Origin of the sequence: Mycolicibacter senuensis (assembly GCF_003284925.1) — a bacterium.
GTDB classification, from domain to species: Bacteria; Actinomycetota; Actinomycetes; order Mycobacteriales; family Mycobacteriaceae; genus Mycobacterium; species Mycobacterium algericum_A.
The window spans coordinates 35933-60927 of sequence record NZ_QMEX01000006.1 but is presented as its reverse complement, the minus strand read 5'-3'; the positions used below and the strand labels follow the sequence as shown (position 1 = coordinate 60927).

Below are 24995 nucleotides of genomic sequence, written 5' to 3'. Positions count from 1 at the left end.
GGCCGATTCCATTCGGCCGCGGCTCAGCGCGCCTTGAGGATCTTGATCGCGAAGACCAGCGTGTCGCCCGGCAGAATGCCCGCGGCCGGCTGGCCCTCGGGGTAGCCGTCGGCGGGAACCATCGCGACCGCCACCGTCGACCCGACCTGCTGGCCGGCGATGGCCTTCTGGAAGCCCGGCACCACCCGGTCGAGACCGAATTCCACCGGCTCGCCCCGCTCGTAGCTGCTGTCGAAGACCGAACCATCACGTCCGTTGACGCCCATGTAACAGACCGAGACAGTCGCGGTGTCCGCCACAACCGGTCCGTCGCCGGCGGTGAGCGTCTGCACCTGCGTCTGGGTCACCTTGAACGGCGCCTCCACGGCGACCCGCGGAGCGGCGGTGTCGGTGGAACCGGTCACCGCGACACTGCCGGTCGCGCCGGGCAGCGTCCAATCGGCGACGCCGCCGTCGGCCGGCGCCGACGACGGGCATTCCGACGGCGTCTGGTTGGCCGGCGGCACGAACAGATCCGTGACCGTCGAGGTGCGTTCGGAGGAGGTATTGCTGTCGGAGCCGCCGCACCCGGTCAGCGTCATCCCCAAGCAGACGACACCGGCAGCGACGAAATAGGGCGCACGAAAAGAATTCACCTGCGCAACGCTACAGCCGGCTGCGCCGCACACCGGCAGTCAGCTACCGAAAGTTCGTTCGCGGCCCGGTGTAACCGGATCTAGCCGGCGGTCTTCACCACGAGTTTGCCGACGTTCTTGCCGTCGAACAGCATGTTGATGGCCGTCGGGAGCTGCTCGAAGCCCTCGACGACGGTCTCGAGCGGCGTGAGCTTTCCGGCGGAGATCAGCTCGGCGATCTCGCTGTTGGCCTCCGGTGCGCGCAGGAAGTGGTCGAGCACGATGAAGCCCTGCAGCGTTGCCCGCTGGATGAGCAGGTTCCCGAACGCGCGCGGCCCGGGCGGCGGGTCGGTCGCGTTGTAACCGGAGATCAGCCCGCAGAGCGCGATCCGGGCGCCGATGTTGACGCGCGCAAAGATCGCATCCATGATGTCGCCGCCGACGTTCTCGAAGTCGACGTCGATACCGTCGGGGGTCGCGGCGGCAAGCCGGGCGGCCCAGTCATCCGCGCGGTAGTCCACGGCCGCATCGAAACCGAGCTGATCGGTCAGCAGCGCGCACTTCTGTGGGCCGCCGGCGATCCCGACGACACGCGCGCCGTCGGCCTTGGCCAGCTGACCGGCGACCGAACCGACCGCGCCTGCCGCGGCCGAGACGACGACGGTCTCGCCGGGTTTGGGTTTGCCGATGTCGCGCATTCCGACCCACGCGGTGAGTCCGGTCATCCCGAGTGCACCCAGGTAGGCGCTCGGTGAGACACCGTCGGCGACGTCGACGGGGAACAACGGCATGGCGTCCGAGACGACCACATAGTCCTGCCAGCCGGTCAGACCCTGCACGATCTGGCCGACCGGATAATTCGGATTGTTCGACGCGACGACTTCACCGAGTCCGGCCGCGCGCATGACCTCGCCGATCCCGACCGGCGGCAGGTACGACGGCGTGTCGTTGATCCACATGCGGTTGGTGGGGTCCAGCGAGATCCACTCGACGCGCACCAATGCCTCGCCGTCGCCAATCGCCGGCACCGCCTGTTCGCTGAACTCGAAGGTGTCCGGACCGATGCGGCCGGTGGGGCGCTCGCGGAGCAGAAAGCGACGGTTTCGATCGGCCATGAGCGCACGGTACCGGATGAGATCGGCACTGGCAATGGCTACTAAAACAACTGGCGGACAACGGGTTTGGGAAGCCTCCAAATCGGCAATCCGAGGGCTGATCGGCGCTGCCTTCCGCAGCGAGGGCCGCAACTGGCACACTACATGCGTGGCACAGATAACTTTGCGTGGAAATCCAGTGACGACGGTCGGCGAACTACCCGCGGTGGGGGATGCGGCGCCCGCATTCTCACTGACCGGAACGGACCTCGGTGTGGTCGAGAGTGCTCAGTTCGGCGGCAAGCCGGTATTGCTGAACATCTTCCCGTCCATCGACACCCCGGTGTGTGCGACGAGCGTGCGAACGTTCAACGAACGCGCCGCCGCCAGCGGTCTGACCGTGGTGTGCGTGTCCAACGATCTGCCGTTCGCGCAGCAGCGCTTCTGCGGTGCGGAGGGCATCGAGAACGTGACGACGGCCTCGGCCTTCCGGTCGAACTTCGGCGGTGATTACGGGGTGACCATCGCCGACGGTCCGATGGCCGGGCTGCTGGCGCGTGCCGTGGTAGTCATCGACGCCGACGGCAAGGTTGTCTACACCGAGCTGGTAACCGAGATCGCCAACGAGCCCGACTACGACGCGGCCATCGCAGCACTGGGCTGATCGGCCCACCTCCGCTGGCCCGGGGACCCGGACTCACCGTGTCGTGGTCGGTTCGGCCCCGGGCTTGTGGTAGCTGACCAGGCTGACATCGAGCATCTCGTCGGTGAAGTAGTGCTGGCACCCTCGCAGGTACTTCACGTAGCGCTGGTAGACCTGCTCGGATTGGATCGCGACGGCCTCGTTCTTGCGGGCTTCCAGCGCGTCACCCCAGATCTGCAAAGTCTTGATGTAGTGCGGTCGCAGGGAGAGGGCTTCCGGGACCACGAAGCCGGCCTTCTCGCCGTGCTGAATCATCATCTCGGTGGTGGGCAGCCGACCGCCGGGGAAGATCTCGGTGACCATGAACTTGATGAAGCGCGCGGTTTCGAAGGTGAGCTTCTTGCCGCGGGCGTTGAGGTCGTAGGGGTGGAAACTGACGCTGCTCTGGATCACCATTCGGCCGTCGTCGGGCAGGATGTCGTAACACCGCGCGAAGAACTCGTTGTAGCGATCATGCCCGAAGTGCTCGAATGCCTCGATAGAGACGATGCGGTCGACCGGCGCGCTGAATTCCTCCCAGCCGTGCAGCAGAACCTGGCGGTCGCGACCGGAGTCGGCGGTGTCGATCAACTGCTGCGCGTAGGCGTGCTGGTTCCTCGATAGCGTCAGACCGACGACGTTGACGTCGTATTTCTCCAGGGCGCGTTTCATGGTGGCGCCCCACCCGCAGCCGATGTCGAGCAGCGTCATACCGGGCAGCAGGTCCAATTTGTCGAGATTGAGATCGATCTTGGCCAGCTGTGCCTCCTCCAACGTGGAATCCGGGTCTTGGAAGTAGGCGCAACTGTAGGTACGGGTGGGGTCCTGGAACAGGCCGAAGAAGTCGTCGGATAGGTCGTAGTGGGCCTGGACGTCCTCGAAATGCGGATGCATTTGCTCGGCGCTGGTGGATGCGTCGGTCATATCGGTCCTATTTCTGCAGAGTGAACTGGTTGACGTCGATGTACCCCTCGCGGAACCCTTTGGCGCAGCCGGTCAGATAGTGCATGTAGCGGTCGTAGACCTCCGGGGACTGGATTGCGATGGCTTCTTCGCGGTGGGCTTCCAGCGCGGTCGCCCAGCAGTCGAGTGTTCGGACGTAGTGCGGTTGCAGGGACTGGCGGCGCGTCAGCCTGAATCCCGCGCCTGCGGAGTGGTCTTGCACCATCTCGACGGTGGGCAACCGCCCGCCCGGGAAGATCTCGGTGACGATGAACTTGATGAAGCGGGCCATCGCGAACGTCAACGGCAGACCGAGCTCCCTCATCTGCGGAATCGTCAAGCCGGAGATGGTGTGTAGCAGCATCACCCCGGACGGGGGCAGCACGTGATAGGCCATGGCGAAAAAGTCGTCGTAGCGGTCATGGCCGAAGTGCTCGAACGCGCCGATGGAGACGATCCGGTCGACCGGGTCGTCGAAGCATTCCCAGCCCTCCAGCAGCACCTGGCGGCTGCGGGAGGTGTCCATCGCGTCGAGTGAGGCCTGGGCGTGCACGGCCTGGTTCTTGCTCAGGGTCAGGCCGACGACGTTGACGTCGTACTTCTCGATGGCGCGACGCATGGTCGCGCCCCAACCGCAGCCGATGTCGAGCAGCAGCATTCCCGGCTGCAATCCGAGCTTGCCCAGTGACAGATCGATCTTGGCGAGCTGGGCCTGTTCCAGGGTCATGTCGTCGCGTTCGAAGTAGGCGCAGCTGTAGGTCTGGCTGGGATCGAGAAACAGCCGGAAGAACTCATCGGACAGGTCGTAGTGGGCTTGCACGTCGTCGAAATGCGGTTCGAGATCCTTGGGCATAACGCAACTGCTTTCTAGTACTAGTAGGTGCCGAAGGCCAGGGCCACGTTGTGTCCGCCAAACCCGAACGAATTGCTGATCGCATAGCGGTAGTCGCCCGACCGTGGCTGGCCGGCCACTACGTCCAATACGATCTCCGGGTCGAGGTGGTTCAAGTTCAGCGTGGGCGGGATAACCCCGTCGCGTAGCGCCAGCACGGTCAGGATCGCCTCGACGGCTCCGACCGCGCCTACTGAATGGCCCAGCGCGGATTTCGGTGCATAGACGGCTGGCTGGTGGCTGCCCATCGCAGTGTGGATGGCCTGGGCCTCGGCTAGATCACCGATGCGGGTACCGGTCGCGTGGGCGTTGATGTGGTCGATGTCAGCCGGTGCCAGCCCGGCGAGTTCGATCGCCCGGGTCATGGCGTAGCCGGCCCGTTCGCCGGTGGGGTCGGGCGCCACGATGTGGTAGCCGTCGGAGGTGATCGCCGCGCCCATCAGCCGGGCCAGGATGGTGGCGCCGCGCGCTTTGGCGTGCTCTTCGGTTTCGATGACCATCATCGCGGCGCCCTCGCCGAACACGAAGCCGTTGCGGTCCCGGTCGAAAGGGCGGCAGGCGCCGGCCGGGTCGTCGTTGGTCGTCGACAACACGATGCGCATGGCGGCGAAGCCGGCGATCGGTACCGCCTCGATCTTGGTCTCCACCCCGCCGCAGATGGCGATGTCGGCTTCGTCGTAGACGATGTCACGCCAGGCTTGGGCGATGGCCTCGGCTCCGGAGGCGCATGCTGAGACCGGTGTCAGCACCCCGGCCTTGGCGCCGCGTTCCAGCCCGACCGCGGCGGCCGCCGCGTTGGGCATGTACTTCTGAACTCCCAACGGCGACACGCCTTTCATGCCGCGCTCGACCATGCCTTGATAGCCCCAGACCAGTTCTTCCGGGGAGCCCAGGCCGGTGCCGATCGACACCATCAGCCGGCGGGTGTCGACCTCGGGGGATCCGGCGTTGACCCAGACCCGTCGGCCCAACACGGTGGACATCTTCTGCAGATACGACAACCGGTGCAGTTCCTTGCGGGTCAGTTCGTGGTCGAAGTCTTCGAGTAGGTGTCCGCCGATGCGCACCGGCAGGTTGTACTGCTCGACGAACGGATCGTCGAGGTGGCGGATGCCGCTTTGTCCGTCCAGCAATTTCTTCCAGGTGTCGTCCACGGTGGCGGCGAGTGCCGTCGTCATGGCGACGCCGGTGACAACCACATCGGGAAATCCGTTGCCCGTCGAGAACCTGGCCATGGTCGTTATCCGGTTTCCTGACGGCGGATCACTTGCTGAGGGTGAACTGGCCGACGTTGCTGATACCGCGGCGGAACAGATCCGCACAGCCGGTGAGGTAACGCATGTAGCGCTGGTAAACCTCTTCGGACTGCAGCGTGATCGCGCGTTCGCGGTTGGCCGACAGGTTGGCCGCCCAGATCTCCAGGGTCCGCACGTAGTGTTCGGGCAGGAACTCGGTGTGCTCGAGGCGGAAACCCGCGGCCTTCGAGTAGTCATAGATGTCGTCGAGGCCCGCCATCTGGCCGCCTGGGAAGATCTCCTTTCCCAGGAACCGGACGAACCGCAGATCGTTCATCGTGATTCGGATACCGTGCTCGCGCCAATAGGTCTGCGGGCGGGTGAAGATGCTGTGCAGCAACAGCCGGCCGTCGTCGGGCAACAAATCGTGGGCGCGCTCGAAGAATGCGGCGTAGCGGGACTTCTTGAACGCGTCGAACGCCTCCACGGTGACGATACGGTCGACGTGTTCGTCGAACTCCTCCCAGCCTTGTAGGCGGGCCTCGACATGACGGTCGGTCGGCAACCTCGCCAAACTAGCGGCACTGTAGGCGCAGTGGTTGCGGCTGAGCGTGATGCCTATGACGTTGACGTCGAACATGGTCACGGCGCGAACCAGCCCGGCACCCCAGCCGCACCCGATATCGAGCACAGTCATGCCGGGTTCCAGGTTCAATTTGCGCAATGCCAGATCGTATTTGGCGTTCTGGGCTTCTTCCAGGCTCATGTCGTCGCGCTCGAAGTACGCACAGGTATAGGCCATGCTCGGGTCCAAGAACAGCGCGAAGAACTCATCCGAGATGTCGTAAGCCGCCTGGGATTCTTCGTAGAACGGCTTCAAATCGGTCATCGTCGTCACCTCCGGTGTCCTTACCTGGTCGGCTTCTCCATCGTGAATTGGCAGACGTCGGTGTAGCCGTCGCGGAAAAGCTCCCGACAGCCGGTCAGGTATTTCAGGAAGGTGTCGTACATCTGCTCACCTTTGAGCTCAATCGCTTCATCCCGGTGCGCTTCCAAGGCCTTGGCCCAGGTGTCCAGCGTGCGAACGTAATTCGTTCCGATCATGTGGTGACGGGTGATCTCGAAGCCGCACCGGGTGGCGTGTTCGTCGACCACGGAGATCATCGGCAGCCGGCCGCCCGGATAGATCTCCTTGCGGATGAAGCTGATGAAGCGCATCAGCGACATCGTGCGCTTGAGCCCCATCTGCTCGGCTTCCGCTTCGGAAGGCACCACGATCGAATGCAGCAGCATCACCCCGTCATCGGGGAGTACCTGATAGCACATCTTGAAGAAGTCGTCGTAGCGCTCGTAGGTGCCCACACCGTCGGCGAAATGCTCGAAGGCGCCCAGCGACACGATGCGATCCACCGGTTCGTCGAAGTGCTCCCAGCCTTGTAACCGCACCTCCTTGGATCGTGGGCTGTGCATCTCGGCGAACTTGCGTTCGCAGTGCGCCACCTGGTTATCGCTCAACGTCAGCCCGATCACGTTGACGTCGTACTTCTCGATGGCGCGCCGCATCGTCGACCCCCACCCCGAGCCGATGTCGAGCAGCGTCATCCCGGGCCGCAGCCCCAGCTTTCCCAGCGCCAGGTCCACCTTCGCCATTTGCGCCTCTTCGAGGGTCATGTCCTCGCGCTCGAAATACGCGCAGCTGTAGGTCATGGTGGGATCCAGCCACAGCCGAAAGAACTCGTTGGACCGGTCGTAATGCGATTGGACGTGCGCCACGTCCGGCTTGAGTTCGGTGTCGGTCATGAGGTCTCTCCCGCCAGGTGGGCCGCCGCAGCCCCGCCAGACACCGAACGGTGGGCGCAACGCTGAGCCCACCTGTTCCCCGCTGCACAACGGTCAGCGGTCTCAGCTCGGCGGATTGCCTGTTGAGAACCGAGGCGCGCTGCCGCGCAGATTTCCCCGGGGAACGGCGCCCCAAACGCCGATTCGGGGATCTTTTCCCGGCGGTAAACAGCAGCCGTGGCACCAGGGTGAAACGCGCTTGACCAGTGGTTGCGCGACAACGGCTCGGGGCGGGGGCCGGTGATGTCAGACCTGGGCCCGAAACGCCCGAAGCGTCTGCACCCGGGGCCGCCGCCGGTCATGGTGATGCCGGTCGGCGGTCGGCACCCGGCCAACCAGCGCACCAGGTTCGGAGCTCCCGCGGCCAGGGACCTCCGCCGATGAAACTAGTCGTCGAACAGCATGCGGGCGATGCGTTCGACGGTGCGCATGGGGTCGGTGGCCTTCACCGCCGCGTCGACGGCGTCGTTGAGCCACAACGTGGCGAAGCCGTGCACCAGCGACCAGGCCGCCAGCTCGGCGCCGGTCGGGTCGTCACGGGCGTGCGCGTCGGCCAGACCGGCCACGCCGCGAGACAACTCGGCGGCGGCCGCCGCTTCGGCCGCACTCAGGCCGGGATCCGCGCTGTCCAGCAGCGACTTGTCGAACATCACCTGGTAGTGACCCGGATGGGCGAGGGCGAACCGCACGTAGGCCAGGGCGGCGTCGATGAACCGTGGCCGAGCCGCGGTGAGTGCGTCGGCCAGCAGCCGAAAGCCTTCCGCGGCCAACGCGGTGAACAACCCCCGCCGATCGGTGAAGTGATGCGCCGGGGCCGCATGTGACACCCCGGCGGCCCGCGCCAGCTCCCGCAGCGACACCCGGTCCGCGCCCTGTTCGGCCACCATGCGGGCGGCCTCGGCCAGGATCGCCGCGCGTAGATCGCCGTGGTGATACGTCGAGCGAGCCATGACGACCAGCATACCCGGAGTCTTGACAATGGCTAGATATGACCCGTAAAGTCGGCCCCGGTAACTTGGCAACGTCTAGATCGGGGGATGGTCGTGGCGCCATTGATCGCACTGCTGGTCGGCAGCGTGGTCGCCCGGATCGCCGGATGGTGCGGTATCGACTACGTCGACGGCTGGATCCGGGCGATCGCCGTCGGCCTGGCCGCGATGTTCGTGGTCACCGGGGTGGCGCATTTCGCACCGCCGCTGCGACGCGACCTGATCGCGATCGTTCCGCCGGCGCTGCCCGCTCCGGGCCTGCTGGTGAGCGTGACCGGTGTGCTGGAACTCGCCGGGGCGGTCGGCCTGCTGATCCCCGTCACCCGGGGCGCGGCGGCAGCCGGTCTCGTGCTGCTGATGCTGGCGATGTTCCCGGCCAACATCTACGCAGCGCGGATGCCGGCTCCGCCCAAGTCGATGACGACGCGACTGTCGGTGCGCACCGGCGAGGAGATCGTGTTCCTGGCCGCGGCCGTGGTGGTTGCTGTCGCAGGTTAGACGCTCACGCTCAGACCACCTCCCGACAGCGCACCGGCACGTAAGATCGCACCGTGCAGACTGACGTCATGACCGTTCCGCAGCCCTTGGGAGAGGTCGGTGCATTGGCCCGGCGCACCCAGGCCGCAGGCTTCTCGGGGCTGCTGTTCACCGAAGCCGGTCGTACCGCATATCTGAACGCCGCCATGGCATCTCAGTCCGCTCCCGGACTGGAGCTTTCGACCGGGGTCGCGGTTGCCTTTCCGCGCAGCCCGTTCGTCACCGCGGCAACGGCCTGGGAGTTGCAGGAGGCGACCGCCGGGAGGTTTCGACTCGGTCTGGGCACCCAGGTTCGTACCCATGTCGTGCGGCGCTACGGCGCAGCGTTCGATCGTCCCGGCCCTCGGCTGCGTGACTACGTGCTCGCCGTGAAGGCGTGTTTCGCCGCGTTCCGGACGGGAAGGTTGGACCATCACGGACAGTTCTACGAGCTCGATTTCATCACTCCGCAGTGGAGTCCCGGCCCCATCGAGGCGCCCGATCCCAAAGTCGATATCGCAGCGGTGAATCCGTGGATGCTGCGCATGGCAGGCGAAGTGGCCGACGGTGTGCACGTCCATCCGCTCGGAGAACCCGGCTACCTCGCACGTCACGTGGTGCCCAAGGTGGCAGAAGGCGCCCGCAGGGCGGGACGCTCACCGTCGGAGGTCGCCATCATCGTGCCCGCGATGACGATCGTCGGCGACAGCGACGAAGAGCGGCACCGGGAACGAGAGTTGGTGCGCGCCAGCATGAGCTTCTACGGCAGCACCCCGAACTACGCGTTCATCTGGGATGAGGCCGGCTTCGAAGGCACCACCGCCCGACTCCGCGAAAAGCAGAAGGCGGGCGACTTCGCGGGCATGGCGGCACAGATCACCGACGAGCACTTGGCCACCTTTGCAACCGAGTCGACCTGGGATGAATTGGCTGACAAGCTGATCGACAAGTATGGCGCAGTGGCGACTCGGCTGGTCTTGTACAACGCTCTCGGCGATCCCGAACGCTTTGAGCGGTACGGCCAGATCGCGCGCCGGATCTCCGGGTAGCCCCGGGCGTCACCGGGTGGGCGTGGCGCGCCGCCGACGCCAGGCGCTTCGAGCTCGGCGCAGTCCGTATACCGCTGCGCCGCCGCCGATCACTGCGGCGCCGGACACCACCGATGCCGACGGCAGGGCGAACGCCAGTGTCCCGCACCCCAGGACCCCGAGAATCGGTAGCAGCGGAGCCGGGCGCCCTTCGTCGCGGCGCAGCGTCAACGCCGATGCGTTCGCGACCGCGTAGTAGATCAACACCCCGAACGACGAGAAGCCGATGGTATTTCGCAGATCCGCGGTGGCTGCCAACGCCGCCACCACCACACCCATCAGCAGTTCGGCCCGGTGCGGCACCTGAAACCTCGGGTGCACCGCGGCCAGTACGTGCGGCAGATGGCGATCCCGCGCCATGGCCAACGTGGTGCGGGACACCCCCAACAACAACCCCAACAGCGAACCCAGCGCCGCCACCGCCGCAGCTGCCTGCACGACGGGCACCAGCCAATTCGCCCCCGCGGCTTGCACCGCCTCCGACAGCGGTGACACCGCATTCGCCAGCCGCGGCGCACCCAAGACCGCTAGCACGGCCACCGCCACGACGGCGTAGACCGCCAACGCGATGCCCAACGCGAGGGGGATCGCGCGGGGGATGACCCGAGCGGGCGCACGGACTTCCTCTCCGAGCGTGGCGATGCGCGCATACCCGGCGAACGCGAAGAACAGCAGTCCCGCCGACTGCAGCACCCCATCCACCGTGACGTCCGTCAGATCGATGCGGGGCACCGCCGCAGGCTCGGCGCGCAACGATGTGACGACCACCGCGGCCAGCACCACCACCACGACGGCGACAATCACACGGGTAAGTCGGGCTGATCGCTGCACCCCGGTGTAACTCAGCGCCGTCAAGGCGAGCACCGCCGCCACTGCGACCGCATGGCTGTGCGCCGGCCACAGATAGACGCCGACGGTCAGCGCCATCGCCGCACATGAGGCCGTCTTGCCCGCCACGAACGCCCACCCGGCCAGGTAGCCCCAGAAATCACCGAGCCGCTTGCGCCCGTAGAGGTAGGCGCCGCCAGAGGTCGGGTAGCGGGCCGCCAACCGCGCCGACGACGTGGCGTTGCAGTAGGCAACCAACGCGGCCACCGCCAGCCCGATCAACAGCCCGGTCCCAGCCACCCGCGCCGCCGGGCCCAGCACGACGAAGATTCCGGCGCCGATCATGGAACCCAGGCCGATCACGACGGCGTCGCCGGTGCCGAGGCGGCGCGCCAAAGCCTGGTTTTCGCCCATCATCGCCTCGCCCGCCAGGGCTGCTCGTTGCGTCGCTGCCGCTCCCGCTCGCGGTCTTGATCGTGGGCCCAGAAGTCCTCGAAGCGTTCTCCCGGGTGCACATTGGGCATTCGGTTCATCAGGTTGCTCAGCCAGCGTGGCGGGCGGTCGGGCTCCCATTGGGGAATGACGGCGCTGAGCGCGGCCAGGGTCTTGAGGACGACGAAAATCCCGAACAGCGTGCCCGGAGCGTCCGTGGCGGCGATCCCGGCGAAGCCGAGCAGCAACGTCAGATGCACGACCATCACTCGGCCCAGACCGACATCGGCGGCGCGTTCGAGGTCGCGGAAGGACCAGCGGCGCAGATCGACCAGATCCAGCAGGAACCCCACCGCCAGAAACAGCAATACGGACAGACATCCCCATCCGACGCTGCGCCAGTCGAGGTCGATCAGCTGAAGCTGCGGCGCCCGGTTGTAAGTCAGCAGCGCGAGAATGGTTCCGAGGAAGACCCCGTGGGCAATACAGAAGGCCAGACTGACCGAAGTGAAGCCCCACAAGAAGGAAGAAGTCGCCGGGCCGCCGGTTCCCGGGCCGTGATAGCGGAAATGACCGGATTTGGGTGAGAGACGTTGGTGCACGGCGATGCGGACCATCATCAACAGGCACATCGCGACGTTCTCGAACCAGTACACCACCAGAGTCGTTGCGCCGGACCAATGCTGACCGAACCAGCCGAAAGCCGGCACGGCGATCACTCCGAGCGCAGCCAACAACTGAGCCGATGAGGTTGCGGAGCCGCGCCGCGAACCCGGTGAGGTCACGGCCTAACCCGAGGTCGTGCCTCGGCCGGCCTGGCCACCGAGATGCGGGCCCGCGAGCAGATCGAGGCCGTGGGGTAGTCGACCCCGAGCAGCGCCTCAATGCGGTTGGCCACGGCTCATTCAAGCACTCGCGGCGCGCCGTGAAGCCGCCAAACGAGGCCGAGATTCACCGGACTTGTTATGAGGCCTCGGCCCGCCGGTCGGGGGCGCTGCCCTCGAGCAGTACGCGTGCGACGAGTTCGGGATCGTCGGCCATCGGCACATGGCCGCACCCCGACAGCCGGATGTGGCGTGCTTGGGGGAGTCGTCGCTCGGCGATCCGCGCCTGATAGGGCAGCAGGATCCGGTCACGCGCGGCCCAGGCGACGGTCACCGGGATGTCGGCCGGGATCTCTCGGTCGAACACTTCGGCGGCCGGGAAGATCTTCTTCATCGCGGGAACGGCCCGCCGCATGCCGTGGAGGTCGGCCACGAACTCGTCGGCCGGGATCCGGTCGGGGTGGGCCGACACCACCGCGCCCATCATCCGCCTGGCCCGCGCCGACCGCGCGAGCGTGGGGATCACGGGCGCCAGTGCGCGGGCGCTAGTGGTCAGACACCAGAAGACGAACCGGATGTAGGCGAAATCGAGGGCGTTGTGCCAGTACGCGGCGGGGGACAGCACGGTCGCGCTGGCTACCAGATCATCTGCGGCGGCCTCCAGCGCGATCCGGCCGCCGAGCGAATTTCCGGCGATGTGCGGGCGCTCCAGACCCAACTGGTCCAGCATCGCGACCAGCTCGGTACGCAGGGTTCCTTGCACGTCACCGTCGCGGACCACCAGGTCGTGGGACTCGCCGTGCCCGGGCAGGTCGAATAGCACCACGGTGCGGTGGTCGGTGAGGTGCTCGAGCACCGGATACCACGCCTGCCTGCGGTGGGTGATCCCGTGGACGAGCACCAGCGGCGCACCGGTGCCGTGGATCTCGTACTTCAGCATGGCGGTGCTCCTTCGCGGCCGGCGGCGATGTCGATGTGAGGCAACCGTAGCGTTCCCGCGGTGCCCGGGTTCGCGGGTTGGGCGGTGTGAGTCGCGGCGTCAGCGGGTCGCGCCGTGCAGATTCCTGGCGGTCGGAGATGTCGGTACCGTCGACTGATCCGGGTTGGTGCCGAGCAGCCGATCGGCGGTGCCGGTGGTGGTGATCGTGAACCAGTAGTTCTCATTCTTGAAGTGGTGCTGTCGGTGATTGCGCCAGATCAACCGGTAGGCACGGGTTTTCGGCTTGTAGTCGGTGTGGATGAGGTAATGGGTCCACTCGTAGACCAATCCGAGGCCGGTCAACACGACCACCGATGTCAGTCCCAGGCCGAGCCGGCTGGAGACGAGCAACGGCACCGCGACGGCCGTGGGGATCAACCAGAGCAGAGTCTGGTGGGGTATGAAGATCAGCTCGATCTGCCGCGGGTCACGGTGATGCTCACGGTGTTTGCGCGCCAGCAACGGATCCAGAGTGAAGCGGCCGGCGGAGCGGGGCCGCCAATGCAGGATGCCGACATGGATGACCCACTCGAACACCGGAAAAGCGACGATCATGAGCGCCGGCAGCACAGCATCGCTGACTTGCCAGTCGCCGACGGCGATCCGGGCGGTCAGCGCCGCGATGAACGTCAGCGCAAGGCACCAGGGGGAGGGGTGGCGCCAGAACTCCCGGCCCGCCTCGGACAGCGTGAGGCCGCTTCGCGCACGGGTGGTCATCGCTGTTCGTCCAAGCCGGACAGGGCGGTGAGCAGGGCGCCGGTGGCCGGTTCCAGTAGTTCGATCGCGGCGCGCCGGGCGCCCGCCGGGTCGCCGGCGGCGATAGCCTGCGCCACCTGTTGGTACGGCTCGGGATGGCTGACCTCGACGGCCATCACGGTCGCCAGGGCTTCCAGGGCCGGCTCGTAGGTGACACGCAGCGTGTTGAACATCAGCCGGAAGACGATGGAGTCGGCGGCGTCGACGACGTGGTCCCAGAACGTCAGTGCGGCACGCTGGCGCTGCACCGGGTCGGCCTCGGCGGCAAGGGCGTCCACGGCGCCGTCGAGCACCGCGGCGGCCTGCGGGCCGCTGCGTTGGGCCGCCAACTCGGCGACTTTGGGCCCGTTGTGCAGCCGGGCCTCCAAGATGCTGCGCACGACCTCCAGGTCCAGTTCCTCACCGCGGAGCAGCAGGCGGGGCAGCAGGTCCAGGCCCGCGTGATGGCGATAGTCCCGCACGGTGGTGGCGTCGCCGTGCCGGACCTCGATCAGGCCGGCAGCGTTGAGCCGAGTGAGTGCCTCCCGAACGGCCGGCCGGGACACGCCGAGCACTTCGGCGAGCCGGCGCTCGTTGGGCAGCACCTCGCCGGGCGCCATTTCGCCGCTGAGCACCTCGGACATGATCTGCTCGAAGACGTGTTCGGGTACCGAGCGTCGAGTCACCTGCCGCAGAGCCATACCGCCAACTTGCCCGATTGTTGGCCAGAGGTCAAGTGGTCAGACCAGTTGCCGGCTATGGGGCGAAGATTTCGTGACGATGTCGGTTCAGATAACGTCCGGCAGCTTCGCCGTGCCGCGACGGCCGAGATCGGCTGTGCGGATCTACGGTCTGCTGCTATGGGCCGGCTGGACAGGCGCACGAAGCGCTTACGTACTGCGCTTCACGTCGGCGCGTCGGTATTGCTGGTTGTCATCCTGGGACTGGCCGCCACCGCTGTGGCGCATGCGGCCGCCGCCAGCGCGACGCTGTCGGTGACCTCGACGTGGCAGACCGGTTTCATTGCCCGCTTCGTCATCACGAACAGGAGCGCCGCGCCGCTCGCCGATTGGCGGCTTGAATTCGACCTGCCGGTGGGACAGTCCATCTCGCACAGCTGGAGCAGCACCTTTGCACGCTCGGGTACGCACTATGTTGTCGGCCCCGCCAATTGGAATCGCATCATCGCGCCGGGTGGTTCGGCCACCGGTGGTTTCCGGGGTGTGCTGTCCGGGACGTACTCGCCACCGGTGAACTGTGTGCTCAACAGACAATATCTGTGCAGTTGATGTCGCGGGTGACGGCCGGATCAGGTCCCGTCGGTAGCCGGACTTCAGTTGACCGTCGGTGGCGCCTGCGGCACCAGGTTGCTCAGTTCGGTCGCGCCACCGTCCTCCCAGTGCCGGATGTGATGGGCGTGCAGACCGCGGCCGGCGCCACAACCAGGAACAGCGCACGTGCGGTGACGGTGCTCCAGGGCGCGGCGGAGCCGTCGGCCGACGGTGCGGGTCGAGCGACCGCAACCGATGACCTCACCCTCGCGTTCGAACCAGACCTCACAGGTGGCGTCGCACGTCAGGTACTGCCGCTCGGAGGCTGACAGCGCGGGGCCCAGATGCAGGGCCGCCATCGGCAGGACTTATGAAGGCTTCGCGGCGATGGGGGAGTCGCGGTGTGTGGCCAGGTGGTGCAGGATTCGTTCGTTGAGGGCGGCGAGCGTGTCGAGCTCAGCCGGGGTGAACAGGTCGATGAAGTTCCGGCGGACGTCGTGCACGTGTCCGGGTGCGGCCTTCTCGATCGCGGCGCGGCCGGCCGGCAGCAGACAGACCATGGTGCTGCGGGCGTCGTCGGGGTTGGGCTCGCGGCCGACCAGCCCGTCTTTCTGCATGCGCCGTACCTGATGGGAGAGACGGCTCTTCTCCCAGCCCAGCGTCTGGCTCAACTGGCGGGCGGACATGCGATCTTCGTCGACAGCAGAGAGCGCCGCCAGGACCGAGTAGTCGGCCCCGGACAGGCCGGCCTCCAGCAAGCGCCGGCTCAAGTGGGCTTCGATCTGTTGGTTGGCGTCTATGAACGCTCGCCAGGCGCGGCTTTCACGAGGTTTCAGCCAGTTCGGTTCCATCCACAGATGCTACCCCAGTTGGTTGACGAATCATCCAAAGTGCGTCTAAAGTTGATGAATCAACCTTTTGATTCGTCGGCCAAGACGGGATATCTCATGAACAGCATCAGCATCATCGGCCTGGGGAACATGGCCGGCGCGCTGGCCGGCCGGGCGCTCGCCGGCGGCAACGAAGTCGAGATCATCGGCCGCGACCCGGTCAAAACCAAGGAATTGGCCGCCGCGCTCGGCGCCACCGTCGGGACGGCTGCGACCGCCCCGGCCGGCGATATCGTCATCCTGGCCGTGCCGTACGCCAGCGCAGCAGCGGTGGTCAGCGAGTACGGGGATGCTTTGCGCGGCAAGGTCGTCGTCGACATCACCAACCCCGTCACCCCCGATCTGACGGGCTTTGTCACCCCCGAAGGCAGTTCCGGCGCGCAGGAGATCGCCGAGGCCGCCCCCGCCGGCGCGGATGTCGTCAAGGCGTTCAACACTTTGTTCGCCAACGTTGTGGCGGACAGCCCAGCTCACGGTCGCCGGGCTGACGTGTTCATTGCCGGCGACGACGCGTCGGCCAAGGCGCGCGTGTCGGACTTCATCGAGAGCCTGGGACTGCGTCCGCTGGACGCCGGGCCGCTGTCGATGGCGCGGGCACTTGAGAATGTCGGCCTGCTGGAGCTAAGCCTTCTCAACCACTCCATCAAGCACACCGACTTCTTCGTCGGCGCCAACGTTCTCAGCTGAGCGACCGCCCGAGCACAACCACCCCTTGCACCTCCATTGAAAAGGACAGTCACATGCGTATTTTCGTCGCCGGCGGGACCGGCCACTCCGGTTCGTACATCATCCCCGAACTCGTCGCCGCCGGGCACGAGGTCACCGGCCTGGCCCGGTCGGACACGGCAGCCGCGGCCCTGACCGCGCTCGGCGCGAAGGTCCGCCGCGGCAGCCTTGAAGATCTCGACGGGCTCAAGGAGGCGGCCGCGAGCTCCGACGGGGTGATCCACGTCGCGCACCGCCAAGACCTGCTGCCGTTCGGCGGGATCGACGCCGTGACCGCCGCGGAGGTACCGGTCATCCTCGCCTACGGCGAGGCACTTGCGGGAACCGGGAAGCCACTGGTCGCGGCGGGCAGCATGGCTTCGCCCGGGCACCTGGGGCGTCCGGCCACCGAGGCGGACCCGGCCTTACCCGGTGGGGACGAATACCGCGGCACCCTGCGTTTCCGCAACGCTGTGGAACTTGCCGTAATCGGCCTCGCCGATCGGGGAGTGAGGTCTTCGATCGTGCGATTGCCCACCATCGCGCACAGCACGACAGATCGCTCCGGCTTCCTGCCGGGGGTGATCGCGCTCGCGAAAGAGAAGGGCATCGTCGGCTACCCCGGCGACGGCGAGAACCTCTGGGGGGCCGTGCATATCTGCGACGTCGCCAGCCTGTTCCGCTTGGCGCTGGAAAAGGGCCCGGCCGGCAGCTACTGGCACGCGGTGGAAGACGCGGGTATCCCGTTCCGGGAGATTGCCGAGGCCATTGGCGGCCGGCTGGGCCTGCCCGTCGTGAGCGTTCCGGTGGATGAACTGATGCTGCCGGGATACTTCGGCACGTTCACGAATCTGGTCACACTGGACCTTCCGGCCTCCAACCTCATTACGCGCCGAACCCTCGGCTGGGAACCCACTCAACGCAGGCTGCTCGCCGATCTGGACAACGGGAACTACTTCCCCGGCCGGCTGACGGCATAGCCGCGCGGCCGATCACACCTATTCCCAGGAGGATTCATGACCGCGTTCGCCCCACATCGCGAAACCTTGGAGTACTTCGTCGACTGCATTCATGGCGGGGCCGACAAAAACACCCGCCGGTCACGTTCCGGCCGATCACCCGGCCCGCCTGCACGCCCGCGACTACAAGAAACCCTTTGCCGCTCGGCTCAGCGAAACCGCGCGCGAGGCCGGCGCCACCGACCCCGACCAACTCGGCGAGCAGCTGGCACTGCTGCTCGACGGCGCCTCAGCACGCAACCGCGTCCTCAACTCCGAGAGCTTCGCCACTGCTGCCGCCATCGCCGCTGTCCTCATCGACAACGCCATCCCCGCGGCAGCGGAACCGCTTGGCGCACACTGAAACCGCTGGGCGTCGTCACCTACACCGGTGGTTCGACTTGAGCCGGTGTCTACCGGTTGTCGGGCGAAGTGCGGCGAGTTGCCGTCCATCGCGACCGGGTGCCCAGATGGCGGTGAAGGATGCGACGATCAGCACGACGATGCCGAGCATGAGTAGGGAGGCGTCCATGGCGTGCAGGAAGGCGATCTTGGCGTGGGTTGCCAGGTCGCGTCCGGCGGGCCCGAGCTGTTCGGCGATGACCAGAGCCTGGGCCAGCGAACCGCCGGCGGACTCGCTGATGCGCGGTGGCAGCGCCACGGTGCTGGGTGCCAGTGCGCTGCTGTATCCGGCTGCCAGCACTGAGCCTGCCAGCGCGATGCCGAGCGCCCCGCCGAGCTCGCGGGTGGTGTCGTTGATAGCTGAGGCGACGCCTTGCTTGTTCAGCGGGACGGAGCCGGTGATCGCGGAGGTCCCGGGGGCGTTGCACAGGCCCAGGCCGGTGGCGATGACGCATATCGGCCAGGCCAGGTCGACGTAGGGTGATCCGACTTCGAGGTTGCGCATGGACAGCAGCCCGAAACCCAGGATCGCCAGGCCGCCCGCGAGCGACACCCGTAGCCCGAGCCGGGGCAGGTACCAGCTTGTCAGCACCGAAAGGGTGAGCAGCGGTACGGCCAGGGGAGTCAACGCCATCGCGGTGCGCAGCGGGCTGTAGCCCATGACGAGTTGTAGATGTTGCATGGACAGGAAGAAGAAGCCGAAGATCGCAAAGAACAGTGTGGTCATTGTGATTGAGCCGGTGAGCATTTCGGGCCGTACGAACACTCGGATGTCGAGCAGCGGGTGCGGCCGGCGCAGTTCGACTACGCCGAAGAGCAGTGCCAGCACAACGCCGCCGCCCAGGCAGCAGGAGACCAGCGGGTGGCCCCAGCCCAAAAGTGGGGCCTCGATCACGCCATAGACAAACGCCGCCACCGCGGTGGCGATGAGAACCGCGCCCCGGTAGTCGAGCGGCGTCGACTCGGCGTCCTTGGAGGATGTGATCGTGAAACCAAGCACGAACAGCAGCGCCGAGGCTCCGACGAAGGACCAGAAGATGAGCTGCCAGGGCCCGAACTGGGTGAGGATCGCAGCCCGTGACTCCGACCAGCGCACTGGCTGCGCATGCGCCGGCCCAGATACCGATCGCCTTGTTGCGTTCGTCGGCCGGGTACGCCGAGGTCAGTAGTGACAATGTGGCGGGGAGGATGGCTGCGGCGCCGACTCCGGTGACCGCCCGGGCGGCGATCAGTGCGGTGGGGGTGTCGATGAAGATCGGTGCCAGCGAGGCTGTGCCGAAGATCGCCAAGCCGATGAGCAGTGCGCCACGACGCCCGTACCGGTCGCCCAGTGCGCCGGCCGGCAGCAGCAGGCATGCCATCACCAGGGTGTAGGCGTCGACGATCCAGGTGAGTTGGTGTTGCGTGGCCATGGTCTCGGTCGCGATGGCGCCGAGCGCGGCGTTGAGGGCCACCATCGACGACATGACCATGAGCACGCCCAGGCAGCAGACGGTCAGCAGCCAAAGCCGGGCCCGCCTCGAGATGGCCGGGGGCGGATCCGGGCGATCGGGGGAGACCGGCGGTTTCTGATCGCCGCGTGTCGTGGTCGGTGAGCTCATTGTGCGACGGGTGGAGCGGGTATGAATGCGGAAATACCGTGGCGTTGAAAGCAATTGATGTCGCGGACCACATCGCAAGGCCGGGGCATCGTGGACCTCCAAGGGATCTACCGGTAGCGCTCGGCACCGTCACATACAGCTGCATGTGACATGCAGACTGTAGGTCACCGGTTGGCGGTGTGCAATAGGATGTGGGCCGTGCACGAGCGGGAACCATTGGATTCCAAGGCACGACGTGCGGCGCAAGCCGAGGCGACCCGCGCGGCGCTCGTGGATGCCGCTCGGCAGTTGTTCGTCGAGAAGGGCTATCACCGAACCGGCACCGAGGAGATCGCGCACGCTGCCGGTGTGGGCACCCGGGGTGCCCTGTACCACCATTTCGCCGACAAACGGGCGCTGTTCGAGGCGGTGTTCATCGCCGTCGAGGAGGAGCTGGTGTTGGCGGGCGCCACCAGCCTGAACGACCCTGCTGACGGGGTGTTGAACCAGCTGCGCCAGGGACTGGCCGGGTTCCTGGACGCATCCTTGGCTCCGCACGTGCAACGCATCCTGCTGATCGATGGTCCGGCTGTGCTGGGCTGGGCCAGGTGGCGGGAGCTGGAAAATCGCTACGGTGTCGGGGCGCTCCGCATGATGCTCGAACGCGCGATCGACGAAGGTGAGCTGACAGCGGGCCTACCGGTAGCGGTTTTGGCTCACATCCTGCTGGTCGCCGCCAACGAGACGGCACTGTTCGTCGCCAACGCAACCGATCAGCGCGGCGCACGCGACGAAGGCGCCAAGGCATTGAACGCACTGCTGGATGGCCTGCGGGCACGCTGATGGGGTCTGGGTTGTGCGCTCACCGCGCCACTGACCGGCCGAACAGGAGGTGACGATGCGCGTTGGGCGCTCGGTTGCTCGATTCAATCGCCGCTTCACCAACCGGGCGGCGCTGCGTGTCGTAGGTCGCATGCCCGCCCTGGGAATACTGGAACATACCGGGCATCGAACCGGAAACCGTTACCGCACACCGCTGCTCGTTTTCGATACCGCCGACGGGTACGCCCTGCTCATCGGCTACGGACCTACGACGCACTGGGTCCGCAACGTTCTGGTCCATGGCTCGGCCGCCATCCGGAAGCACGGCCGCACCCACCAGGTCGCCAAGCCGCGCATACTCAGCAAGGCCCAAGCCGCTCACACCGTCAAACCGCTTTCGCGGCCGCTATACCTGCTGTTCCCGTACAACGAGGCCGTACTGGTGCTGACCAAGTGTCAGCCACAGTGAGCCGGCTCCGGCGGTGCCGAGGGGCGCGATAGCGCTGTGGTCTGAAACATGGCGCCGGTGACACTCCAGCACGATAGTGTTTCACGGTGTCAGGCGATGAAGCCCGCGCGTCAGCGCACGACGGACTTACCGAACCGCCAAGCCCCGAGGCCGTCGCCTGGCGCCGCCTGGTCGACGCCATGCGTGCTGCGGGGGAGCAGGTGGTCGCCGATACCGCGGGGCTATCTCGGGTAGAGCGCGCCGACGGACTCCGGGCGCTGTTGCGGTCGTTCGCGAATCAATTGGGCCGCTTCGAGGTCGACCGGGACAAACCAGAGTTGGTCGCGTTCAACGGGTGGCGGCAGAAGTTCCTGATGGACAACCCGGATTTTCGCTACTGGGTCGCCGACATCCGCTCCGGCGGGCGGTACCGGATTCGCGGGAACCGTGGCGACGCCGCCTATGTCTCGATCACGGTCTATGCCGGTGCCGGCGGTACCGATGCCCAGGCCGCCGCGCGGATAGACAGTGATGCCTTGACTTTCGATGAAGCCGGCGGCTATCAGGTCAGTCTCGGCGGTCAGCGGCCGACGACGGGGGATTGGCTGGATCTACCCGCGGGCGCCACCGTGGTGTGGGTCCGGCACTTTCACAATGACGTCCATCAGGACGCCATCGGATGGTGTGCCATCGAACCGGCCGCCCAACCTCCGGTACCGGCGCCGATCGACCCGGAGAGGTTCTCCCGCCAGCTGACCAAACTCGCAACGGCGACAACGTATCTGCCCCAAATCTGGGCCGCCGCCACCGCGGCAGACCTTGCCCAACCCAACCAGGTGCGGCACTGGGAGGAGATGACCGGCGGGGCGGTGTACACCGAGCCCGACATCCATTACCTGCGCGGGGGATGGCAACTGGCACCAGACGAGGCACTGTTGATCGAGGGGGAGGCGGTGGACTGTCGCTACTGGAACATTCTGGCCTACAGCCGATTTCTCAATTCCCTCGACCACCGTCATCGCCGCGTCTCCTACACCGGAGCCACCGCCACCGTCGTCGGCAACCGGTATCGGTTCGTGCTGGCTACCGAGGATCCCGAATTAAGTGACGCCGACTGGATCGACACCGAGGGCCGGCCGGAGGGCATCGTGGTGATCCGGTTCTTGCAGCCTGCCCGCACGCCGCAGCTTCCCACCGTCACGCGTTTGCGGCGCAGCGACATCCGGGCGCGACGATGACCCTGTGGCATGCGCCGGAGCGGACTGCCGCGGCGCAGCAGATCTACCGGTCGGCCGAAGAGGACCGGGCCGTGCGGCCCGAGCGGTATCGGCTCGGCGTCGACGCCGTAGACCTGGTGATCGACCGGGCCTCGCGGGGACGTGGCGATGCATTGTTCGGCGAGGTGGCGGACTGGAAACCCGGCCTGGAGCACTATCTGGGGTCGGCGGCCGAAGACGGTCGGCTCAACGCCCTGGGCGCCAAGAACGCGCAGAGCACCGCGGTGGGACGGCTACGTGCCCGAGCGGCGATCGACACCTACCTGGGCGAGCGTCCCGACCTGGCGCAGCGGCCGCTGAGCGCACCGGTCATCATTACCGGCGGCTGGCGCACCGGGACTACCTTCTTGTTCCGGCTGCTGGGTCGCGACTCCCGACTGCGGGCACCGCTGCCCGCCGAACTCGGCGCGCCCTGGCTGCTGGCCGGCGATCTGGAGCCGCAGCAGCGAACAGAACGATTGGCTGCCGCTGAGTCCGGCCATCAGATGCTGCACATCTTGAACCCGACCATGGCGGCCGTCCACGATTCCGGTCCGGACCTGGCCGAAGAATGCGTCCTGGCGATGGGCACCACCCTGCGTAACTGGGGCTTCACCGCCACCACCCGGCTGGACGGGTATGCCCGCTGGCTGGCCGGGGAGTCGTTTGCCACGGAATACCGTCAGCACCGGCGCATCTTGCAGATTCTCGATGCCGACGACGGACGACGATGGGTCCTCAAGGCGCCGGCACACACCGCCGAGCTCGAACATCTGATCGCCACCTATCCCGGTGCCTGCGTGATCTGGTTACACCGCGACATCGTCGAGACGGTGGCCTCCGGTGCGAGTTTGTTCGCCACCTACCGGTCCACCTACAGCGATGATGTCGACGGTCACGATGTCGGGCGGTTCCAGACCGAGCAGACCGAGCTGTGGCTGCGGCGCGCGGTCACAGTTCGCAAATCCTCAGCGGCACAGAATGTTACATGGCTGGACATCCACTACCCGGATCTGGTGTCCGATCCGGACGCGACGCTGCGCCGGATCTACGCCGCCGCCGACCTGGACGCCCCGGACACCACGGCGATGATCGCTGAGCACCACAGTGCCCAACCCCGCCACGGAAAGGGTCAACACCGGTACGTGGCCGCCGACTTCGGGATCGACCCGCGGGCGCTGCGCGAACGCCTGCAGTTCTACACCGACACCGTGTCGCTGGCTGCGGGGTAGCGTCGCCGGTTAGGCAGACCGGGTGGGTTGGACTCGACCGTTGGGGCACTCAAAGTTGTTGCGCAGAAGCAAAGTCGTCCACGGGTATTAAGGCCGGTCACGGTCGGCGCGATGGCTACATGCGCTGGGCCGGAGAGCGGTGGCATGCCGTGGTGAAGGCGGCTTCCGTTAGGTGTCCCAACCAGTGACCAGACCGCCGTGGGCGATCAGCTGGTGTCGACGTTCGAGCACGGAAAGATCGCCTACGACACCAAGACCGGCCAGGTCGAGGTGACGGTCAACGGGAAGGCCGTACCCGCCGGGCTGTAACGCTGGGTCAGGGGTGTCGCTTTGAGGTCCGGTGTTCAGCCGTTCAGTTGGGAGACAGCGAGACGAATATCGAGTGAGTCGGGAGCTGTTTTTCTTCAGCGACGTCGCATCAGGCGCCGCGTGAGGCATCCCAGCCCGCCGGGGTGACGGGCAGCGCGCGCTTGTGGCCGGTGCGCCGGTACCAGCCCAGGATCGTCGCCTCGTCGGCAGGGGAGACGTCGCCGCCCTCGAGGTAGTCGTCGATGACGGCGTAGCGAACGCCGAGGGCCACCTCGTCGGAGATGAGCGGCTTGTCCTCTTCCAGATCGGCGGTGGGCACCTTCTCGATGAGGTTCTCCGGCATGCCGAGATGTCGGCCGATCTCGCGGACGCGGCGCTTCGGGAGGCCGTACAGCGGCGTGAGGTCGGCGGCGCCGTCGCCGTGCTTGGTGAAGAAGCCGACGACCGCCTCTGCCGCCTGGTCCGTGCCGACGACGAGCATGTTGCGGGCCCCGGCGACGGTGTACTGGGCGATCATCCGCTCGCGCGCCTTGACGTTGCCCTTGACGAAGTCGGCCCGCGCGTCGGCGATCGAGATGCCGGCCGCGAGGCAGGCATCCCACATGCCGTCGACCGCGTCTTTGATGTTGACCGTGTACACCTCGTCCGCCCCGATCGCCGCCACGGCTCGGATGGCGTCCGCCTCGTCCTTCTGGACGCCGTAGGGCAGTCGGATCGCCACGAACGCGGCATCGCCGCCCTCGGCCCGCACCCGCTCGCACGCCAGCTGGCACAGGCGCCCAGCCACCGTGGAGTCGACGCCACCGGAGATGCCGAGCACCAAGCCCTGGGTGCCGGTGTGGAGGACGTACTCCGCGAGGAACCGGATGCGACGCTCGGTCTCGCGGGCGGCGTCGAAGGCGGAGACGGTCTCCAGGTCTTCGATGATCCGCTGCTGCTGAGTGTCACTGTCGGTCATAAGCCGAGGCTAGCAACCGCCCGCTTCTGATCGGTGTTGCTGACTCTTGCTGTGGGCGGACCGCCTCAAACCTTTACTGGTAACTCGCCGTATTCGATCCCGCCAGGGAGAGGCGCTGAGCCGACGTCGCCAATCATCCTGTGTTGCCCCTCCCGCTTTGTGAGGGTTCACGCGACGCTGCTGCAAATCGCCGCAACGAGCCCGCCCAGGATCAGCACCCCGACCATCACCGAGGCACAGATCGCGCGGCGTCGCCGGCGTCGGTGGGCGCTGCCGATCGCCACCGCGATGCTGGCGAGGGTCAACGCCGCATAGGCCGACAGTCCCACTGTCAGCATCACCGCTTCCCCGGTGCCGGCCAGTGTCGCTTTGGGCATGCGGTGAGCTTACGGGGGTCGCGCCACCGGTCAGGTTGAAAGGATCACCGCCCGGGCC

Annotated in this window: 29 protein-coding genes and 3 pseudogenes; 13 read left to right on the top strand and 19 right to left on the bottom strand. The window is 66.6% G+C overall.

The window, feature by feature from the left end; all coding sequences use genetic code 11:
- Positions 1-23: 23 nt before the first annotated feature.
- Positions 24-581 (bottom strand): FKBP-type peptidyl-prolyl cis-trans isomerase, encoded by a 558-nt coding sequence (locus DQP56_RS04060; protein WP_112683697.1) that lies wholly within the window; start codon positions 579-581, stop codon positions 24-26.
- Positions 582-715: 134 nt separating this feature from the next.
- Positions 716-1729: an NADP-dependent oxidoreductase gene (locus tag DQP56_RS04055; protein WP_112683696.1), complete on the bottom strand. Its 1014-nt coding sequence runs from the start codon at positions 1727-1729 to the stop codon at positions 716-718.
- A 148-nt stretch (positions 1730-1877) separates the two neighbouring features.
- On the opposite strand from DQP56_RS04055, the gene tpx reads away from it, so the two are divergent.
- A complete protein-coding gene (gene tpx, locus DQP56_RS04050) occupies positions 1878-2372 on the top strand; it encodes a thiol peroxidase (RefSeq protein WP_112683695.1) in 495 nt (164 codons plus the stop codon).
- A 33-nt stretch (positions 2373-2405) separates the two neighbouring features.
- On the opposite strand, the gene DQP56_RS04045 is transcribed toward tpx, so the two are convergent.
- From DQP56_RS04045 to DQP56_RS04020, 6 genes are all read right to left on the bottom strand, one after another.
- Positions 2406-3314: a cyclopropane mycolic acid synthase family methyltransferase gene (locus DQP56_RS04045; protein WP_112683694.1), complete on the bottom strand. Its 909-nt coding sequence runs from the start codon at positions 3312-3314 to the stop codon at positions 2406-2408.
- A 7-nt stretch (positions 3315-3321) separates the two neighbouring features.
- The gene (locus DQP56_RS04040; protein WP_112683693.1) at positions 3322-4185 is read right to left on the bottom strand and encodes a cyclopropane mycolic acid synthase family methyltransferase; all 864 of its coding nucleotides are present in this window, start codon (positions 4183-4185) and stop codon (positions 3322-3324) included.
- Positions 4186-4205: 20 nt separating this feature from the next.
- The gene (gene kasB, locus DQP56_RS04035; RefSeq protein WP_112683692.1) at positions 4206-5459 is read right to left on the bottom strand and encodes a 3-oxoacyl-ACP synthase KasB; all 1254 of its coding nucleotides are present in this window, start codon (positions 5457-5459) and stop codon (positions 4206-4208) included.
- Positions 5460-5487: 28 nt separating this feature from the next.
- Complete coding sequence (locus DQP56_RS04030) at positions 5488-6348, bottom strand: cyclopropane mycolic acid synthase family methyltransferase (protein ID WP_112683725.1); 861 nt, start codon at positions 6346-6348, stop codon at positions 5488-5490.
- A gap of 20 nt (positions 6349-6368) precedes the next feature.
- Complete coding sequence (locus tag DQP56_RS04025; protein ID WP_112683691.1) at positions 6369-7259, bottom strand: cyclopropane mycolic acid synthase family methyltransferase; 891 nt, start codon at positions 7257-7259, stop codon at positions 6369-6371.
- A 425-nt stretch (positions 7260-7684) separates the two neighbouring features.
- On the bottom strand, positions 7685-8248 hold the full coding sequence (locus DQP56_RS04020; protein ID WP_112683724.1) for a TetR/AcrR family transcriptional regulator: 564 nt from the start codon (positions 8246-8248) through the stop codon (positions 7685-7687).
- Positions 8249-8341: 93 nt separating this feature from the next.
- Here DQP56_RS04020 and DQP56_RS04015 point away from each other — a divergent pair, with 93 nt between their 5' ends.
- Together DQP56_RS04015 and DQP56_RS04010 are read left to right on the top strand one after the other, a co-directional pair.
- Positions 8342-8785: a DoxX family protein gene (locus tag DQP56_RS04015; protein WP_165824894.1), complete on the top strand. Its 444-nt coding sequence runs from the start codon at positions 8342-8344 to the stop codon at positions 8783-8785.
- Between the two features lie 53 nt (positions 8786-8838).
- On the top strand, positions 8839-9852 hold the full coding sequence (locus DQP56_RS04010; protein WP_112683689.1) for a TIGR03617 family F420-dependent LLM class oxidoreductase: 1014 nt from the start codon (positions 8839-8841) through the stop codon (positions 9850-9852).
- A gap of 9 nt (positions 9853-9861) precedes the next feature.
- Here the strand turns inward: DQP56_RS04010 and DQP56_RS04005 are convergent, their stop codons facing one another.
- The 5 genes from DQP56_RS04005 to DQP56_RS03985 all read right to left on the bottom strand — a co-directional run bounded on the left by DQP56_RS04005 (position 9862) and on the right by DQP56_RS03985 (position 14390).
- Positions 9862-11133 (bottom strand): APC family permease, encoded by a 1272-nt coding sequence (locus tag DQP56_RS04005; RefSeq protein WP_234825499.1) that lies wholly within the window; start codon positions 11131-11133, stop codon positions 9862-9864.
- Positions 11133-11936 carry a DUF6498-containing protein gene (locus DQP56_RS04000; protein ID WP_286167703.1) on the bottom strand — a complete coding sequence of 268 codons (804 nt, stop codon included), beginning with the start codon at positions 11934-11936 and terminating at the stop codon, positions 11133-11135. Before DQP56_RS04000 ends, DQP56_RS04005 begins: the two co-directional genes overlap by 1 nt.
- A gap of 178 nt (positions 11937-12114) precedes the next feature.
- Positions 12115-12915, bottom strand: a complete 801-nt coding sequence (locus DQP56_RS03995) for an alpha/beta fold hydrolase (protein WP_112683686.1) — start codon at positions 12913-12915, stop codon at positions 12115-12117.
- A 99-nt stretch (positions 12916-13014) separates the two neighbouring features.
- Positions 13015-13671 carry a sterol desaturase family protein gene (locus tag DQP56_RS03990; RefSeq protein WP_112683685.1) on the bottom strand — a complete coding sequence of 219 codons (657 nt, stop codon included), beginning with the start codon at positions 13669-13671 and terminating at the stop codon, positions 13015-13017.
- Complete coding sequence (locus DQP56_RS03985; RefSeq protein ID WP_112683684.1) at positions 13668-14390, bottom strand: FadR/GntR family transcriptional regulator; 723 nt, start codon at positions 14388-14390, stop codon at positions 13668-13670. Before DQP56_RS03985 ends, DQP56_RS03990 begins: the two co-directional genes overlap by 4 nt.
- Before the next feature lie 159 nt (positions 14391-14549).
- On the opposite strand from DQP56_RS03985, the gene DQP56_RS03980 reads away from it, so the two are divergent.
- A complete protein-coding gene (locus DQP56_RS03980) occupies positions 14550-14978 on the top strand; it encodes a cellulose-binding domain-containing protein (RefSeq protein ID WP_112683683.1) in 429 nt (142 codons plus the stop codon).
- A gap of 59 nt (positions 14979-15037) precedes the next feature.
- On the opposite strand, the pseudogene DQP56_RS03975 reads toward DQP56_RS03980, so the two are convergent.
- Together DQP56_RS03975 and DQP56_RS03970 are read right to left on the bottom strand one after the other, a co-directional pair.
- A pseudogene (locus tag DQP56_RS03975) lies at positions 15038-15319 on the bottom strand (HNH endonuclease signature motif containing protein); the annotation flags it as partial.
- A gap of 9 nt (positions 15320-15328) precedes the next feature.
- The gene (locus tag DQP56_RS03970) at positions 15329-15811 is read right to left on the bottom strand and encodes a MarR family winged helix-turn-helix transcriptional regulator (protein WP_112683682.1); all 483 of its coding nucleotides are present in this window, start codon (positions 15809-15811) and stop codon (positions 15329-15331) included.
- A 96-nt stretch (positions 15812-15907) separates the two neighbouring features.
- Between DQP56_RS03970 and DQP56_RS03965 the strand changes: the two genes are divergently transcribed.
- The 3 genes from DQP56_RS03965 to DQP56_RS03955 all read left to right on the top strand — a co-directional run bounded on the left by DQP56_RS03965 (position 15908) and on the right by DQP56_RS03955 (position 17917).
- Entirely contained in the window at positions 15908-16537 is a 630-nt protein-coding gene (locus tag DQP56_RS03965; protein ID WP_112683681.1) for an NADPH-dependent F420 reductase, read from the top strand.
- A gap of 53 nt (positions 16538-16590) precedes the next feature.
- A complete protein-coding gene (locus tag DQP56_RS03960) occupies positions 16591-17535 on the top strand; it encodes an SDR family oxidoreductase (RefSeq protein ID WP_112683680.1) in 945 nt (314 codons plus the stop codon).
- A gap of 91 nt (positions 17536-17626) precedes the next feature.
- On the top strand, positions 17627-17917 hold the full coding sequence (locus DQP56_RS03955; RefSeq protein WP_205868791.1) for a hypothetical protein: 291 nt from the start codon (positions 17627-17629) through the stop codon (positions 17915-17917).
- Positions 17918-17932: 15 nt separating this feature from the next.
- Here the strand turns inward: DQP56_RS03955 and DQP56_RS03950 are convergent, their stop codons facing one another.
- Both DQP56_RS03950 and DQP56_RS25545 read right to left on the bottom strand, forming a co-directional pair.
- Positions 17933-19051, bottom strand: a complete 1119-nt coding sequence (locus DQP56_RS03950) for an MFS transporter (RefSeq protein ID WP_286167702.1) — start codon at positions 19049-19051, stop codon at positions 17933-17935.
- A 46-nt stretch (positions 19052-19097) separates the two neighbouring features.
- Positions 19098-19412 (bottom strand): annotated as a pseudogene (locus tag DQP56_RS25545) (MFS transporter); the annotation flags it as partial.
- Here DQP56_RS25545 and DQP56_RS25160 point away from each other — a divergent pair.
- From DQP56_RS25160 to DQP56_RS03925, 6 genes and pseudogenes are all read left to right on the top strand, one after another.
- Positions 19360-19527 carry a hypothetical protein gene (locus DQP56_RS25160; protein WP_234825505.1) on the top strand — a complete coding sequence of 56 codons (168 nt, stop codon included), beginning with the start codon at positions 19360-19362 and terminating at the stop codon, positions 19525-19527. The pseudogene DQP56_RS25545 and the gene DQP56_RS25160 overlap by 53 nt on opposite strands.
- 227 nt (positions 19528-19754) lie before the next feature.
- Positions 19755-20378: a TetR/AcrR family transcriptional regulator gene (locus tag DQP56_RS03945; RefSeq protein ID WP_234825496.1), complete on the top strand. Its 624-nt coding sequence runs from the start codon at positions 19755-19757 to the stop codon at positions 20376-20378.
- A gap of 55 nt (positions 20379-20433) precedes the next feature.
- Entirely contained in the window at positions 20434-20826 is a 393-nt protein-coding gene (locus DQP56_RS03940; protein ID WP_112683678.1) for a nitroreductase family deazaflavin-dependent oxidoreductase, read from the top strand.
- A gap of 179 nt (positions 20827-21005) precedes the next feature.
- Positions 21006-22043, top strand: a complete 1038-nt coding sequence (locus DQP56_RS03935) for a DUF1214 domain-containing protein (RefSeq protein WP_112683677.1) — start codon at positions 21006-21008, stop codon at positions 22041-22043.
- Positions 22040-23293: a sulfotransferase family protein gene (locus DQP56_RS03930; protein ID WP_112683676.1), complete on the top strand. Its 1254-nt coding sequence runs from the start codon at positions 22040-22042 to the stop codon at positions 23291-23293. Before DQP56_RS03935 ends, DQP56_RS03930 begins: the two co-directional genes overlap by 4 nt.
- Positions 23294-23458: 165 nt before the next feature.
- A pseudogene (locus DQP56_RS03925) lies at positions 23459-23602 on the top strand (hypothetical protein); the annotation flags it as partial.
- A gap of 109 nt (positions 23603-23711) precedes the next feature.
- Here the strand turns inward: DQP56_RS03925 and nadE are convergent.
- Entirely contained in the window at positions 23712-24560 is an 849-nt protein-coding gene (gene nadE / locus DQP56_RS03920) for an NAD(+) synthase (protein ID WP_112683675.1), read from the bottom strand.
- A 167-nt stretch (positions 24561-24727) separates the two neighbouring features.
- Positions 24728-24937, bottom strand: coding sequence for a hypothetical protein (locus DQP56_RS03915; RefSeq protein WP_112683674.1), 210 nt, complete (start codon positions 24935-24937; stop codon positions 24728-24730).
- Positions 24938-24995: the final 58 nt, after the last annotated feature.

Excerpts from the sequence above, each read along its gene's own strand:
- DQP56_RS04060 (WP_112683697.1), bottom strand. The coding sequence starts at position 581 with ATGACGCTGACCGGGTGCGGCGGCTCCGACAGCAATACCTCCTCCGAA.
- DQP56_RS04055 (WP_112683696.1), bottom strand. The coding sequence starts at position 1,729 with ATGGCCGATCGAAACCGTCGCTTTCTGCTCCGCGAGCGCCCCACCGGC.
- DQP56_RS04045 (WP_112683694.1), bottom strand. The coding sequence starts at position 3,314 with ATGACCGACGCATCCACCAGCGCCGAGCAAATGCATCCGCATTTCGAG.
- DQP56_RS04040 (WP_112683693.1), bottom strand. The coding sequence starts at position 4,185 with ATGCCCAAGGATCTCGAACCGCATTTCGACGACGTGCAAGCCCACTAC.
- kasB (WP_112683692.1), bottom strand. The coding sequence starts at position 5,459 with ATGGCCAGGTTCTCGACGGGCAACGGATTTCCCGATGTGGTTGTCACC.
- DQP56_RS04030 (WP_112683725.1), bottom strand. The coding sequence starts at position 6,348 with ATGACCGATTTGAAGCCGTTCTACGAAGAATCCCAGGCGGCTTACGAC.
- DQP56_RS04025 (WP_112683691.1), bottom strand. The coding sequence starts at position 7,259 with ATGACCGACACCGAACTCAAGCCGGACGTGGCGCACGTCCAATCGCAT.
- DQP56_RS04020 (WP_112683724.1), bottom strand. The coding sequence starts at position 8,248 with ATGGCTCGCTCGACGTATCACCACGGCGATCTACGCGCGGCGATCCTG.
- DQP56_RS04005 (WP_234825499.1), bottom strand. The coding sequence starts at position 11,133 with ATGGGCGAAAACCAGGCTTTGGCGCGCCGCCTCGGCACCGGCGACGCC.
- DQP56_RS03995 (WP_112683686.1), bottom strand. The coding sequence starts at position 12,915 with ATGCTGAAGTACGAGATCCACGGCACCGGTGCGCCGCTGGTGCTCGTC.
- DQP56_RS03990 (WP_112683685.1), bottom strand. The coding sequence starts at position 13,671 with ATGACCACCCGTGCGCGAAGCGGCCTCACGCTGTCCGAGGCGGGCCGG.
- DQP56_RS03985 (WP_112683684.1), bottom strand. The coding sequence starts at position 14,390 with ATGGCTCTGCGGCAGGTGACTCGACGCTCGGTACCCGAACACGTCTTC.
- DQP56_RS03980 (WP_112683683.1), top strand. The coding sequence starts at position 14,550 with ATGGGCCGGCTGGACAGGCGCACGAAGCGCTTACGTACTGCGCTTCAC.
- DQP56_RS03970 (WP_112683682.1), bottom strand. The coding sequence starts at position 15,811 with ATGGAACCGAACTGGCTGAAACCTCGTGAAAGCCGCGCCTGGCGAGCG.
- DQP56_RS03965 (WP_112683681.1), top strand. The coding sequence starts at position 15,908 with ATGAACAGCATCAGCATCATCGGCCTGGGGAACATGGCCGGCGCGCTG.
- DQP56_RS03960 (WP_112683680.1), top strand. The coding sequence starts at position 16,591 with ATGCGTATTTTCGTCGCCGGCGGGACCGGCCACTCCGGTTCGTACATC.
- DQP56_RS03955 (WP_205868791.1), top strand. The coding sequence starts at position 17,627 with ATGGCGGGGCCGACAAAAACACCCGCCGGTCACGTTCCGGCCGATCAC.
- DQP56_RS03940 (WP_112683678.1), top strand. The coding sequence starts at position 20,434 with ATGCGCGTTGGGCGCTCGGTTGCTCGATTCAATCGCCGCTTCACCAAC.
- DQP56_RS03935 (WP_112683677.1), top strand. The coding sequence starts at position 21,006 with ATGCGTGCTGCGGGGGAGCAGGTGGTCGCCGATACCGCGGGGCTATCT.
- DQP56_RS03930 (WP_112683676.1), top strand. The coding sequence starts at position 22,040 with ATGACCCTGTGGCATGCGCCGGAGCGGACTGCCGCGGCGCAGCAGATC.
- nadE (WP_112683675.1), bottom strand. The coding sequence starts at position 24,560 with ATGACCGACAGTGACACTCAGCAGCAGCGGATCATCGAAGACCTGGAG.
- DQP56_RS03915 (WP_112683674.1), bottom strand. The coding sequence starts at position 24,937 with ATGCCCAAAGCGACACTGGCCGGCACCGGGGAAGCGGTGATGCTGACA.